Here is a 14,283-nt window from a genome sequence, read left to right on the forward strand (position 1 = left end):
TGTCCCACAATTTCCATTCTCAAAAAGAATGGGGCGGAGATTGATTTTGGACAGCTCGCCCGCGAGCGTTCGGCCGCAACCGCGTAAAAATGGTCGGCTCGCGCTTCGGCGCGATACCTGCTTTCAACGACGGCGACATCGTGCTCGCCCGAATCGGCCTTCGTGCTCATCCCTGAGCGGACGGAGCGGGCGACGCGGCGGCACGCGGCGCGCCGATGAGATCCCCGCTCACAGCCTCGGACCGTCCCGCCGGCCTCCTGCGAATACGCGCAGGCGGGTCGGCGGAAACGAGGTCGCGGCCGCCGATTCAGGGACCTCGCCCCGCAGAGCCGCGTCGGCTCCGCGGCCGAATCACCGAATTCGTCACGCGCACGAGCGACCGGTTCAGGAGCTTCGCCACGCGGAGCGCGTCGGCCTCGCGGCCGAATCGGCGACTTCGTCACGAGCCGCGCAGAGCGCCCGTCACTGCGAGCGCGCCACGGCCACGCGCTCGAGCGCCGTATTGCTGACGATCGCCGGCGCCCACCAGCTGCCGCCGACGCGGCGCGTGTGGCGGGGCGTGTGGGCCTGGCCGTCGAGGTAGACCAGCTCGAGCTCTGCGTCGCCGATGCCGGCGCTGAGCGCCGGGGGCCCGTAGATCGTCGGGCTCGGCTGCAGCACCGTCGCCGCGGCCTGCCACGCCCCGCCGACGAACAGGGCCACGTAGAGCTGGCCGTCGAGGCCGCGGAAGGCCAGGGCCGCGTCGCCGCCGGGTAGCGGCGCGAGGGCGGCCCGCGCCGAGGTCTGGGCGCCGGGGACCTGCGCGGGGGCCGACCACGCTCCATTATCAAAAATGCCGAAGCGCAGCTGACCGCCGCCGTTGACCGCGTGCACTGCGAGCACCCGATCGTTCGTGAGCGTGACGACGGCCGGCTGGCGGTCGAACGCCTGCGTCTCGGCGTCGACCGATTGCTGCGCTTGCCAGGCTCCGGTGCGCCGGCGCGCGAACAATTGATTGCTCTGCGCCCCGTCGTGGAAGACCAGCAGGGCGTCGGCGCCGAGCGTGGTCACGCTGCCGGGCCCGGGGCCGAAGCTGCCGATCATCTCGGCCGTCGGGTTCCACGCGCCGGCGGTGAAGCGCGCGTAGTAGTGCTGGAAGTTGTCGCCGTGGAAGACCGCGTGCGCGCCGGCCCCCGCGGCGCTGATCGTCGGCGCCGCGCGGGTCGTGTCGGCGCCGATCTGCGCGGGCGCGGACCAGGTGCCCGCCTGCCACGTCACGTAGCGCAGCTGGTTGTCGGCCGGGTCACCGATCTTGGTGTAGCGGAACACGCCGACGCCGACATCCTCGCTGGTGATCGCCACGTCGAGGCCGTCGACCGTCGGCGCGGGGATGTTCTTCACCGTCCACGTCGCGCCGTCGAAGTGGCCGCCGAGCATCGCCCCGGCGTGGCCGCCGAGCAGTAGCACGAACTCGCACGACTCGCAGTCCGGCCCGCCGCAGTCGACCCCGGCCTCGCCGCCGTTCTGCTGGCCGTCGCTGCAGGTCGCCGCGGTGCAGTCGTTGGCGCAGTCGTCGTCGTCGACCAGGTTGCCGTCGTCGCACGCCTCCATGCCGGCCCACACGAGGCCGTCGCCGCACTTGGCGACCGCGCAGGCCAGCGTGCAGGCGGCGTCGTTCGCGTTGAACATGCCGTCGTCGCACGCCTCGCCCGGCCCCACCACCCCGTCGCCGCACTGCGGGAGCAGGCAACCATTGGTGCACTCGTCGTCGTCGACGTCGTTGCCGTCGTCGCACGCCTCGCCCGGCCACACCACCCCGTCGCCGCATTCGTTCAGGGTGCAGTCGGCCTTGCATTCGTCGAAGTCGTAGTTGTTGCCGTCGTCGCACGCCTCGCCCGGGTCGAGCTCGCCGTCGCCGCACTCGTCGCCGGGGCCGGTGGAGGTGCTCGTATCACTCGTCGAGGTCGTGTCGCCCGTCGTCGTATCACCCGTGGTGGTGTCCCCCGTCGTCGTGGACGTCGTACTCGTCGACGTCGTGGTCGTATCATTCGTCGTCGTCGAGCTGTCCGTCGTCGTCGTCGACGTGCCGGTGGTCGTCGGCGCGTCGGTGGTCGTCGGTGCGCCGGTCGTGGTCGTCGTCGTGCTCGTCGTGGCGCTGACGAACGAGGTGCTCGGATCGTCCGTCGTGCTGCCGCTCGTGCTGCCGGTGCTGGCGGTGTCGCCGTCGCCGCAGGCAGGGACGAGGAGGGCGAGGACCAGCGCGCGGGCATATCTCGACATGGCGGGCAGGATACCCGCGGCCGCGCTCGCCCAGGCGGACAAATCACCGCATACGGTCCACGTCGCGATCGCCCGCAGGGTCCGCGCCTAGACCTGCAGGGTCCGCACGATCGGCAGGTCGCGCACGCGCTGGCCGGTGAGCGCGAAGATCGCGTTGGTCAGCGCCGGCGCGACCGGGGGCACGCCCGGCTCACCGACGCCGCAGGGCGGGCCGGTGTCGGCCACGATCTCGACGTGGATCGCCCGCGGCGCGTCGGGGAAGCGCATCAGCCGGAAGTCGCGGAAGTTGCTCTGCACGGTCGCGCCGTGCTGCATCGTGATCTCGCCGTACAGCGCGTGGCTGAGGGCGAAGATCACCGCGCCCTCGAACTGCGAGCGCACGCGCTCGCGATTGATGAGGGTGCCGGCGTCGAGGCAGCTCCACACCTCGTCGACGCGGATCTTGCCGTCCTTGCCCTTGACCACGCTGACGACCACCGCGACGTAGGTGAGGAAGCTGCGGTGGCACGCGAGGCCGAGGGCGCGGCCGTTCTTCTCGCGGTTGTCCCAGTCGGCCAGCTCGGTCACGCGCTCGATCACCCGGCGATGGCGGCCGGTGTCGATCGGGTGCTCCGTCAGCGACTGGTCGTAATTCGGCAGCGACTGGACCCCGAGCTCCGCGAGCGTGACGATCCGCGGCGGGCCGAGGATCTCGAGCAGCGTCTCGCGCGGGTCGCTGCCCCGAGCCGCCGCGATTTCGCCGATGAAGCTCTGGACCGCGAACGCGTGATAAATGTTGGCCACCGAGCGCAGCCAGCCGATCCGCACGTGCGCCTTCGCCTCGCAGTTCTCGGCCTGCACGTTGGCGATCGCCAGCGGCACGTCGAGCACGCCCTGCTGCAGCTCGCCGGGGTTCGACAGGGTGGTGTCGGAGAAGGTCGAGCCGATCGGCGGGAAGGCGGTGCGGTGCTGCCACGCGACCACCTTGCCCTGCGCGTCGAGGCCGGCGACGAGCCGCTGGGTGCTGACCGTATGATAGTAGTCGTGCTGGATGTCGTCCTCGCGGGTCCACTGCACCCGCACCGGGGCGCCGGTCGCCTTGGCCAGCAGCGCCGCCTCGACCACGTAGTCCGGCTTCGACTTGCGGCCGAAGCCGCCGCCGAGCAGCGTCACGTGGACTGTCACATTCTCCTCGTCGAGCCCCAGCGCCTTGGCCACCGACTTGCGCGAGGCCTGCGGGTTCTGGGTCGAGGTCCACACCTCGCAGGTCTGGCCGTCGAACTTCGCCACCGCCGCGGGCGGCTCCATCGTCGCGTGGGCGAGGTGCGGCACGTGGTACACGGCCTCGACCTGTTTGGCCGAGCCGGCCAGCGCCGCCGCGACGTCGCCGACCTCGCGGACCACCACGCCGGGCAGGCCGACGGCGGCCAGCAGGGTCTTGCGGTAGCTCTCGGAGTCGTAGTCGCCGTTGTCGCCGGGGGCCCAGGTGACCTCGAGCTTGGCGCGGCCGCGCAGGGCGGCCCAGGTGTCGTCGGCGACCACTGCGACCCCGCCGAGCGGCTGGAACGCGAACGGAGGCGTGGGCGCCGGCAGCGGCACGACGTGGCGCACGCCGGGGATCGCCAGGGCCGGTTTGGCGTCGTGCGCGGTGGCCCGGCCGCCGACCACCGGCGGGCGAGCGACCACCGCGGTCAGCATCCCGGGCAGCACCACGTCGGCCCCGTACACCGCGCGGCCCTCGACGATCGCCGGCCCGTCGAGCAGCGGCAGCTCCTTGCCGACGTGCAGCAGCTCGGCCTGCGGTCGCAGTAAAATGTCCTTCGGGACAGGCAGCTTCGAGGCCGCGATCGCCAGCTCGCCGAACCCGAGCGAGCGCCCGCTGGCCTCGTGCCACACCGCGTGGTCGTGGGCCACGCAGGTCGCCGGCGACACCTTCCACTGCTTGGCCGCCGCCGCGATCAGCATCATCCGCGCGCACGCGCCGAGCTTGCGCAGGGCGTCGTAGAAGCCGCGCACGCTGTGCGAGCCGTCGGTGTTCTGGTCGCCGTAGGCCGCGTCGCCGGGGGCCTGCACGACCTCGACGCGGTCCATCGCCGCGCCGAGCTCGTCGGCGATCAGCACCGGCAGCGAGCTGCGCACGCCCTGGCCCATCTCGGAGCGCGCGCACACGATCTGGACCCCGCCGTTGGGGGTGACGTGGACGAACAGGTTGGGCCGCAGGCCGGCGCCCTCGGCCTCGGCCGCCGCCTTGGCCGCGGGGTCGACCGCGGGGGGCATCGCCGGCGCTGCGCGGGCGAACGAGCCGAGCGCGAGGCCGGTCAGCGCGCCGCCGAGGCCGGCGAGGAAGGTGCGGCGGAGCAGGCGGATCGGCGGCCCGGACATCGCGCTCACTTCTCCTTGGCCTTACCGGCGGCCACGGCCGCCTGCTTCACCGCGGTGCGGATCCGCAGGTACGTCCCGCAGCGGCACAGGTTGCCCGCCAGCGAGGTGTCGATCTCCTCTTCGGTCGGGTGCGGATTGCTGGCCAGCAGCGCCGCCGCGGTCATGATCTGGCCGGCCTGGCAGTAGCCGCACTGCGGCACCGCCAGCTCGACCCACGCCTGCTGCAGCGGGTGCGAGCCGTCGGGCGAGAGGCCCTCGATCGTCGTCACCTTGCGACCGTCGGCCCGCCGCACCGGCGTCACGCACGCGCGCACGGCCTCGCCGTCGAGGTGGACCACGCACGCGCCGCACAGCGCCTGGCCGCAGCCGTACTTGGTGCCGGTGAGGCCGACGTGGTCGCGCAGCGCCCACAGCAGCGGCATCTGCGGATCGATCTCGAGGACGTGCGCCTTCCCGTTGACGTGCAAGGTGATCGTCATGGCCCCTCCCCGACCGGACAGGCCGCGCCGTCGGCGACCCACGCGGCCATCAACGCCCCGAACTCCGCCTGCGTGCCCGGCACCGGCGCGCGCTCGTGGCCGGGCGACCAGCCCCACGCGACGAGCTCGTCGTGCGCCGAGTGCTCGACGATCTGCGCCAGGGTCTTGCCGCCGTTGCGCTTCGGATCTTTGAGCTGCTCGCACAGGCCGGCCGGGGTGAGGCCGACCCACGCCATCTCGATCGGCGCGAGGTGCCACTTCGGCGCCCCAGGCACGCGCGCCAGCTCGAGGTTCTGGTCCTGATGACACGACGTGCACAGGAGCCCCGGCACGCCCTCGTTGTTCGCGCCGCGCACCACCGGCGGGTCGTGCACCCGGGCGTCGTCGCCCTGCAGCGGCGTGTCACCGGCCGGGTGACAATTGGTGCAGCGCGGGTGGAGCATCACCGTCGACGCCTCGAGGAACAGCGCGCGCGAGCGTTCGACCGGGTCGGCGATCGCCGCGAATTGCTGCGGCTCGCGCAGCTGCCCCGGCTCGGCCGGCGGCAGCGCGGCGCCTTTCTCCGGCTCCTGTCCCCGCGCCTGTTCGCCCTCCGGCGCCGGCGCGCGGCGACAGGCGACCAGCGCCCCCGGCAGGCACGCGCAGACCACGAGGCATGCGAGGAGGCGCATCGCCCCACTGGTGTGATCGGATTTGGCGCCCGCGCAACCGGCGAGCTCGCCGCGACCGGCTCAGCGGACGGGCGTCACTTGGCGGGCGCCTTGGCCGGCTTCTTCGCCGCCGGCTTCTTCGCCTTCTTCTTGCCGCCGGCCGGCACCACCACGACGGAGCCGTCCTCGGGCTCGGCGCCGATCGTCGGGTCCTGATTGAACAGCTTGAGGGCCGCGTCACGCAGGGTGCTGTTGCCGCTGGCCGGGGCCGGCGCGGTGTAGCCGAGCCAGGCCTGGCGCAGGACCATCTGCTCGTAGGTGGCGCCCGGGTCGAGGGCGATCTTGTAGGTGATGGCGCCGCCGGTCGCGGCCACCGCGGTGCGCTCGATCATCCGCGCCCCGCGCTGGACCGTCAGCGTGTGCCGCGAGTTGCCGGCCATCGCCTTGATCTGCCGCTTGGCCTCGGCCGCGCCGCCGATCTTGAGGCCGTCGATGGCGACCAGCACGTCGCCGTTGGCCAGGCCGGCCTTGTCGCCGGCGCCGCCCTGGCGCACCAGCTCGATCAGCGCGCCCTTGTCGCTCTGCTCGGCGAACACCAGCTCGAGGTCGCCACCTGTATCTTGGACCAGGTCCATCTTGTAGCCGGCCTGGCGCAGGTGCTTGCCGTACTCGATCTCGTCGAAGCCGTGGACGTACTTGCGGAACAGCTCGCTGACCTCCGCGCCCGCGGCCCCGCCGGCGGCGACGAAGGTGGCCTCGAGCTCGGTCGGCGAGATGCCGGCGCCGGTGTTCTTCCAGCGGCCGAAGAGCTCGCGCATGACCGTGTCGAGGCTGCGCTGGCCGCCGGAGATCCGCCGCAGCTCGATGTCGAGGGCCATGGCGATGAGCATGCCCTTGTTGTAGTAGTCGACGTAGCTGTTGCCGCCGTCGTCGGGCCGCAGCCAGGCCTCCCACGAGGCCTGCTCGACCGTCATCTGCTTGCGCCCCGGCGACTCCTGCAGGCGCTTGATCTGCTCGCCGAGCGCCTCCATCGCCTCGGACTCGCTGGCCAGCCCGGCGCGGGCCAGGATCACCCACGCGTAGTAGCTGGTGAAGCCCTCCGAGAACCACAGCATGCTGGTGTGGACCTCGCGCTCGTAGGAGAACGGGCCGAGCACGCCGGGGCGGATGCGCTTGACGTTCCAGGCGTGGAAGAACTCGTGGGCGGCGACGCCTAGGAATTTTCGGTAGGCCGCGGGGTCGCCGAAGATCCACGGCTCGAGCCCGATCGCGGTCGAGTTGCGGTGCTCGAGGCCGCTGCGACCGCCGGGCCGCAGGTGCAGGATGTACGTGTAGTCGGTGAACGGCACGCCCTCTTCGCCGCCGAAGATCGCGTAGGTGGTGTCGGCGATCTTGGCCAGGTCGGAGCTCAGCTTCTTGTCGCTGTAGTTGCCGATGCCCTGCAGGGCGACGTGGAACTGGACCTTGCCGGCCTTGAAGTTGATGGTGTCGACCTTGCCGACGTGGACCGGCGCGTCGACCAGCATGTCGTAGTCGTTGGCCTTGAAGGCCTTGCCGCCGCTGCCCGCGCGCGGCAGCGCACACACCACCTGCGCGCCCGGCAGGCCCTCGACGCGCAGCTCGATCGGCCGGTCCTTGTGGCCGACGGCGTAGGGGAACAGGTACACGCCGTTGAAGAAGCCGAACTCGTCGTCGAGGAAGGCGCCGCCGATGCCGCTGTACGTGCCGCGGTAGACGCGGTAGCGGAGCTTGAACGGCTGGCCGCCGTGGGTCACGCGCCAGGTGATCTCGTCGACCTTGACGACGGGGATCGGCTTGCCGCCGGCGGTCTCGGCGACCATGCCGCGGACGTTGCGGTGGGCCTCGGTGACTCGATACGCGCCGGGGTTCCAGCGCGGCAGCTGCAGGTCGGTGACCTCGCCCGGCAGGTCGGAGAAGCTGAGCTCGACCTGGAATTCGTGGCGATGCGGGTCGTCCATCGCGACCTTGTAGACGAACGCGTCGAGCTTCTTGGCCGCCGCCTCGGCCCCCGGCGCCGCCGACGTGGTCGTCGGGTCGACGAGCAAGAGGCCGAGCGCCAGCGCCGCGGCGAACCGGCGCTTCGAGAGCAAGCGAGACAGCATGGCCGGAGGATACTCGAAGTGCCCCCCGGGGCGCCCGCGCCGGGGCGTTTGCTGCGGGTAGAGCCGCGGAGAAAACGAGTACACTCCGGCGCCTTGTCCCTCGCCCCGCCCCAGCGCCAGCCCGCGCGCCCCGGTCCGTGGCCGCTCGCCGCGATCGCGGGCGCCGTCGCGGCGCTGGTGCTGATCCCCGGCCACGGCGCGCACGGCTTGTGGTCGCAGGGCGAGATCGGGGCGCTGCAGCGCGCCCAGGCGGCCCTCGGCGCCGCGCTCTCGGGCCTGGAGCGCAGCCCGTGGCTGCCCGACGCCCTGCGGACGCAGGCGCTCGCGCTCACCGGCGACCCCGCGGCCATCCGCCTGCCCGGCGCGATCGCCACCTGCGTCCTCGTCGCGCTCGCCGCCGGCCTGGCCCGCGCGCTCGGCTTCTCCGCGACCTACTCCCTGCTCGCCGGCGCGTTCGCCCTCGCCTTCCCGCTGTCGCTCACCCAGGGCCGCCTCGCCGTCGGCGACCCGGTCGGCGAGCTGGCCTCCACCGCCGCCGCCCTGCTCCTCGCCGCCGCCCTCGCCAGCCCCCGCCTCGCCCGCGCCCTGGGCCTCGCCGCCGCCGGCGCCCTCGCCCTCGCCCTCGCCGCCACCGCCTCCGGCCTGTGGCTCGGCGTGGTGCTGCCGCTGATCGCCGCCGCGCTGTGGGGCCCTGCTCCTTCGCGCATGTCCTCTAAAACATGGCCGCCCGGACATAGCCTGGAGGGCATGCCCGTGAGCGCAGCCGACCTGTCCTCCGCGCCAGCCGCTCGCTCGGCCGCCGGCAACCCGTCCTCGTCGCTCTCCGCCGACCTGTCCTTCGCGCCAGCCGCTCCCGCGGCCGCCGGCGGCCTGTCCTCGTCGCTCTCCGCCGACCTGTCCTTCGCGCCAGCCGCTCCCGCGGCCGCCGGGGCCCGGCGCGGCGCGGCCCCGGTCTCACCTGCTCCTTCGGACCTGTCCCCTCCGCCATCCGCGCTCTCGCGCCCGCTGCGGCTGGTGCTGGTCGCCGGGGCGCTGGCGGCCGCCGGCGCGGCCGGGTGGCTGGCGTACCACCAGGGGGACGGCTACATCCCCGCGCTCGGCGCGGCCAAGGACCTGGCGCTGCGCGAGCGGCCGCACGTGCGGGGCTTCCACGCCGCGCTCGAGGACTGCGGCTACCAGCTGTTCCCGTGGCTGCCGCTGGTGCTGCTCGGCCTGCTGCAGCCGGGGCGGGCGCGCTGGCCGGCGCTGTGGTTCGCCGTCGGGCTCGCGCTGGTCAGCGCCTCCTCGCTGCTGTACGGCGCGCGGGCGGTGCCGCTGACCGTCCCGGCCGCCGTCCTCGCCGCGGCCGCCTTCGCCCGCCTCGTCTCTCCGCGCACGCCCGCGGCGGCGCGCCGGCTGGCCCTCGTGCTCGCCCTCGCCGGCTGCTGGATCTTCGCCAAGGATGCCCGCCGCACCCCCAGCCGCGTCGGCGCCGCCCTGGCGCCCGCGCGCGGCGAGCACAACTACCCGGCCGCCGACCTCGGCGCCCCCGACCTGCTCGCCGGCCTCGCCGGCGGGGCCGCGCTCGCCCTGTTACTTTCGGCCATGTTCTCTGCGCCAGGTCCCGGAGGACAGGGCGCTTCGCGCATGTCCCGAAGGCTCTACGAGCTGCGGACCCGCCTGCCGGTCTGGCTGCCCGCCGCGGTGATGGTCGCCTGCCTCGGCCGGCAGGCCTGGAGCTACGGCCGCGAGCTGCTGCCGCGGACCAGCGAGCAGTTCTCGCTGCTGCGCCCGCTGTCGCGCTGGGCCGCGTGGGCCGACGCCGGCGCCCTGCCGAAGGCCCTCGGCGTCCACCGGGTCACCGACCCCGGCCTCGACCTCTACGGCCCGGCCGCCGACCAGCGGGTCCCGCTGGCCACGCGCGACGCGCTCAGCAACGTCCTGCGCCAGCCGGCCCCGGCGGCCGCGCTGATCCGCACCAGCGAGCTGGCGGCGCTGCACCAGACGGCCCGCGCCGGCGGCTTCCCGCTGTACGTCCTCGACGCCAGCAACCGCGACGTCCTGCTGATCGCCAACGCCCTGCCGCCCGGCGAGGCCGACGTGAACCCGATCCGCCGGGTCCTGTTCGACGAGCCGCCGGCGCTGGCCCACCAGACCCTGGTCCGCTTCGACGACTACGTCGAGGTGATCGGCTGGGAGTGGGACGAGCCGGTGGTGCGCGGCCGCGACGTCGAGCTGCGCGTGGTCCTGCGCGCGCTCAAGCCGATGCCGAGCGGCAGCAAGATCACCTTCCGCCTGCAGCAGGGCCGGCTGTCGCGCGTCAACCCGATGCCGCACGACCTGGTCGAGAACATCTACCCGCCGCAGTACTGGCGCGCCGGCGACTACCTCCTGCACCGCTTCCGCGTCCACGTGCCCACGCTGGAGATCGTCCCCGGCCCGCACGAGGTCGTGCTCGGCATGCGCCGGACCGAGAACGCCAACTACAAGATCACCGTCCCCGAGGGCGAGACCGGCGAGCACGGCGTGCGCGTGTTCCCCGGTCCGCACGAGTTCGCGGTCGTCGGCGAGCTCCAGGTCTGGTGACCGCGGCGGTCCGCGAGGCTTCGACCTGTCCCTCGGGACAGCATCTTCGGCCTGCTCTCGGAGCACACCGCGGCGGCCCTGCGCCCGCCGCGATCCGCGGCACGCGCCTCAGCTCTCGACTACCCGCGACGTCGTCCGCACGAACGAGGCGATGTGCTGCGCGCTCGCCTCGGGGTGCTGGTGGTGCGGACCGTGGCCGGCGGACGGGTACGTCAGCAGCTGCACCGTCGGCAGCGTCTGATTGAGCGCGTACCAGTTCTCGACCGGGAAGATGATGTCGTGGTCGCCGGCGATGTGGAGGATCGGCAGCGTCGTCGCCCGCAGCGCCTCGAGGACCGGCAGCGCCGGGAAGATCGGGGCCGTGTGGTCTTTCGAGAGGTTGGCGCGGGCGAACTCGGCCGGCACCGGGACGCTGCGGTCCTTCGTCCTCGCCGCGATCCGGTCGACCGAGCGCCGGGCCGCCGCGCGGCTCTCGGGCGAGCGCGGCTCGAAGAACAGGATCACCTCGTCCTCGAAGTCGTTGACCTCGCGGGCGGCGGTGGTGAAGAACAGCTCCTCGGCCGGCTTGACGATCGGCCCCGGCGGCGTCGTCCCGAACAGCACCGCGTGGCTCAGGTGCGTCGGGTGGACGGCGACGACGACCTGGGCGACGATCCCTCCGAGCGACCAGCCAGCGATCACCACGTCGCGGAGCTCCAGCGCCTCGATCAGGTCGCGGGGATCGGCGGCCATCGCGAACGGGTTGTAGGTGGCGGTCCCGGTCGACAGGCCGAGGCCGCTGTAGTCGAAGGTGATCACACGGAACCCCGCGCCGGCCAGCGCGTCGAGGAACGCAGGGTCCCAACAATCCAGGTTGCCGCGGAAGCGCGTGCAGAGGACGATCGGCTGGCCGGAGCCGATCGATCGGTACGCCAGACGGCGGCCGTTCGTCTCGATGAACAGGTTCGGTGCGTCGATCGCGGACATGCTCCCCGTGTAGCGAGTTCCGCGGGGCCGCAAAACCCGACCAAGGTGGGGTGTGGACGCCCGACGACGGTCGCGCGAATCGGCCGTCTCGGTCTGCCGCCCGAGCGCGCGAGCGACCGCCGCGGGCCGCGCTTCTTCATGCGCCGTGACATGTCCGTCGAGACATGTACGATTCTGGCCCGGATACCACGTCCCGAAGGCCATGGTCTTCCGGTCTGCCAGCGGTCGCCCTCGCGGCTGTCATCCCTCGACTCCGCTCCTGTCCTCACGGACATGTCTTTTACGCCTGCCGGCGGTCGCGCTCGCAGCGGCCATCCCCGGACGTTCTCACCTGTCCCGACAGACATGTCGTTCGACCCGTCGCGCAACTCGCCGCCCGCCGTCATAAATCTGTCCCGAAGGACAGCTTATTCTCCCGCTCAGCGCGGGCGCAGCCAGCGAATCGCCCCGGCCTGCTCCTCCGCCGCGCGGCGGTGATTCAGCGCCAGCAGGCCCGACAGCACCGCCGCCTCGGAGCCGTCGCCCGCCAGCGCGTACGCGCCCGCGACCCGGTGATCGATCTCCGCGTGCACCGCCTGCAGCTCGGCCGGCGGCGCGTTGTACATCGCGGTGATCGTCCAGCCGGCGGCCGCGAGCCTCCTGCGGCACGCCTCGAGGCGCTCGCCGAGCGCCGCGAGCTCGGCCCGCGGCTCCGGCTCGCACGCGGGGAACGGGAACGTCTCGAAGCACACGCTCTTGTTGTAGCGCGGGCGGTCGGCCAGAGTGCCTCCGTTCGCGCGCGCCCACAGCCGGTGGATCTGCGACGACAGCACCGCCAGGTGGAACGCGTCGTCGAGCGCGATCGCCAGCAGCGGGTGCTCCGGCACCACCGCCCCGTCGACGAACACGAACACGCGGTGCTTCGCTGTCTCCGGCGTGACGATGTAGCGCGACAGCCCCGCGATCGTCCGGCGCGTCGTCGGCATCGTCTCGGCGAATTGCCAGTAGCGCTCGCGCCGGCCGGCCCGGCTGTTGCGCGCGCGTTCGGGCTGCACCGCGGCCACCAGCCGCTCGAACGCCGCCGGCGCCGCGCTGCGGGCCGCCGCCTCCGACAGCCCCGTGAAGTCGATCACCCGCACCTCGCGCGACCGCTGCAGCACGTCGCGGCCGTTGACGATCGGTCGCACGTACCCCGACTCCTGCCCCGCGCTCGCCGGCAGCAGGAACCCGCGCCCGCCGAGCATCACCCCCGCCCCGGCCAGCCCCCCGTTGGCCAGCAGGCGGCGCGCGCTGGCCAGTTCGACGCCGACGCGCAGGTCCGCCGAGATGATCCCGCGCTCGACCGCCTCGTCGCCGCCCGCGCGCACGCGAATGCAGCGACCGTCGCCGCGGCCCGCCGCCGCCACGGTCATGGCGATCCGCACCGCCGCCCCGCGCGGCCCGTCGACCCACGGGTGATCCGCGATCGCGCCCACCAGGTGGATCGCCCCGCGGCGCAGGAAGCCCTCGATCACCCGGCGGTTGTAGATCTGCGTCACGCTGTTGGTCGTCACCAGGCCGAATCGCCGCAGCTGCCCGGACTCCAGCAGCGTCGCCGCGCGGTGCCACCAATACATCACCAGGTCCGCGCTCTCGGGCACCGCCGAATCGTAGCAGGCGCGGAGCCGCGCCACATACGATTCGCCGAGACTCGCGCGCAGCCGCGATTTGCCGAGGAACGGCGGATTGCCGGCCACGAACGTCGCCGGCGGCCACGGCGACAGCAGCGCGTCGGCGTGGACGATCGTCGCCCGCTGGCTCGCGCCCCGCGGTCCCGCGCGCAGGCCGGCGATCCACAGCACCAGCCGCGCCACCTCGCAGGTCCAGCCGCTGCGATCGATCCCGATCATCTGCGCCGGCGTCACCGCCCGCTCCGCCGATTCGCGACAATCAGCGCCCAAGAACGACAGCACCTCGTCCTCGAGCCGGCGCAGCGACTCGTGGGCGACCACGAGGAAGTTGCCCGCGCCGCACGCCGGGTCGAGCACCCGCACCGCCGCCAGCTCGGCGAGGAACGCCCGCACCGCGCGGCCGGCCGCCGGCGCCTCGTCACGCGAACGCAGCGCCAGGGTCTCGTCCTGCACCCGCGCCCAGTCGGCGCGCAGCGGCTCGTCGACCACCAGCGCGACCAGCCGCTCGACGTAGGCCCGCGGGGTGAAGTGCGCGCCGAGCCGCCGCCGTTCGCCCGGCCCCAGCGCTCCCAGCAGCAGGTCGCCGAAGATCACCGGATCGATCTCTCCCCAGGGCGCCTCCGTGAGCGCGTACAGCTCGACGAGCTCGCCGCGCCGCAGCGCCAGCGCCGGCGTGGCCACCAGCGCCGCCGCCTCTCCCGGCCAGATGAGCGCCGCCCACAGCTCGCCGAGCGCCGCCGCGAACCCGTCCGGCGCCGCGATCGCTCGCCCCACCAGCGCCGCCATCCCGCCCCGCGCCGCCAGCCCGAGCGCCTCGGCGATCAGCGTGAAGGTGCAGCGGATCAAGAACCGCGCGACCCGCTCCGGCTCCCCCGTGCGCCGCCGCAGCCGCGCCGCCAGCGAGGACAACCTCGCCGCCGCCGCGCGCGTGGCCTCGACCTCCATCGCAACCTCGACCATAGCGCAGTCGCCTCATCAGGGCGCCGCGCCGCACCGTCGTGGCCGAGGAACCGCGTCTCCGACGGCGCGCCTCCGCCGAGGCGCGACCTCTCCGACCTCACGCGCCAGCACTCCGCCCGGCCCGCCGGCCGGCGTCGGACCGACCTCGACCGGGGCCGAGAGCGGCCGCAACGGACCCGCCGGCTCTCGCTGTTCCTGGCCCAAGGGACAGGTCGCATATCTCTCCGCGACCGCCCCGGCTCGCCCTCCCCGACCTCGCTCTCGGTGGATT

8 protein-coding genes are annotated in these 14,283 nt (G+C 73.3%); 1 reads left to right on the forward strand and 7 read right to left on the reverse strand.

What is annotated here, in order from left to right:
• Positions 1–462 precede the first annotated feature (462 nt).
• The 5 genes from O0S08_RS41550 to O0S08_RS41570 all read right to left on the reverse strand — a co-directional run bounded on the left by O0S08_RS41550 (position 463) and on the right by O0S08_RS41570 (position 7,872).
• Positions 463–2,259, reverse strand: coding sequence for a DUF4215 domain-containing protein (locus O0S08_RS41550; protein WP_269035065.1), 1,797 nt, complete (start codon positions 2,257–2,259; stop codon positions 463–465).
• 87 nt (positions 2,260–2,346) lie between these two features.
• Positions 2,347–4,620 (reverse strand): xanthine dehydrogenase family protein molybdopterin-binding subunit, encoded by a 2,274-nt coding sequence (locus O0S08_RS41555; RefSeq protein WP_269035066.1) that lies wholly within the window; start codon positions 4,618–4,620, stop codon positions 2,347–2,349.
• Between the two features lie 5 nt (positions 4,621–4,625).
• The gene (locus tag O0S08_RS41560) at positions 4,626–5,099 is read right to left on the reverse strand and encodes a (2Fe-2S)-binding protein (protein ID WP_269035067.1); all 474 of its coding nucleotides are present in this window, start codon (positions 5,097–5,099) and stop codon (positions 4,626–4,628) included.
• Positions 5,096–5,770, reverse strand: coding sequence for an Isoquinoline 1-oxidoreductase subunit (locus O0S08_RS41565; protein ID WP_269035068.1), 675 nt, complete (start codon positions 5,768–5,770; stop codon positions 5,096–5,098). Before O0S08_RS41565 ends, O0S08_RS41560 begins: the two co-directional genes overlap by 4 nt.
• Positions 5,771–5,844: 74 nt before the next feature.
• A complete protein-coding gene (locus O0S08_RS41570; RefSeq protein ID WP_269035069.1) occupies positions 5,845–7,872 on the reverse strand; it encodes a M61 family metallopeptidase in 2,028 nt (675 codons plus the stop codon).
• 93 nt (positions 7,873–7,965) lie between these two features.
• On the opposite strand from O0S08_RS41570, the gene O0S08_RS41575 reads away from it, so the two are divergent.
• Positions 7,966–10,437, forward strand: a complete 2,472-nt coding sequence (locus tag O0S08_RS41575; RefSeq protein WP_269035070.1) for a hypothetical protein — start codon at positions 7,966–7,968, stop codon at positions 10,435–10,437.
• Positions 10,438–10,545: 108 nt separating this feature from the next.
• On the opposite strand, the gene O0S08_RS41580 is transcribed toward O0S08_RS41575, so the two are convergent.
• Together O0S08_RS41580 and O0S08_RS41585 are read right to left on the reverse strand one after the other, a co-directional pair.
• A complete protein-coding gene (locus O0S08_RS41580; protein WP_269035071.1) occupies positions 10,546–11,403 on the reverse strand; it encodes an alpha/beta fold hydrolase in 858 nt (285 codons plus the stop codon).
• A 419-nt stretch (positions 11,404–11,822) separates the two neighbouring features.
• A complete protein-coding gene (locus tag O0S08_RS41585; RefSeq protein ID WP_269035072.1) occupies positions 11,823–13,997 on the reverse strand; it encodes a class I SAM-dependent DNA methyltransferase in 2,175 nt (724 codons plus the stop codon).
• Between the last annotated feature and the right edge of the window lie 286 nt (positions 13,998–14,283).

It is taken from the genome of Nannocystis punicea (assembly GCF_026965555.1).
In the GTDB taxonomy this organism is placed as follows: Bacteria; Myxococcota_A; Polyangia; order Nannocystales; family Nannocystaceae; genus Nannocystis; species Nannocystis punicea.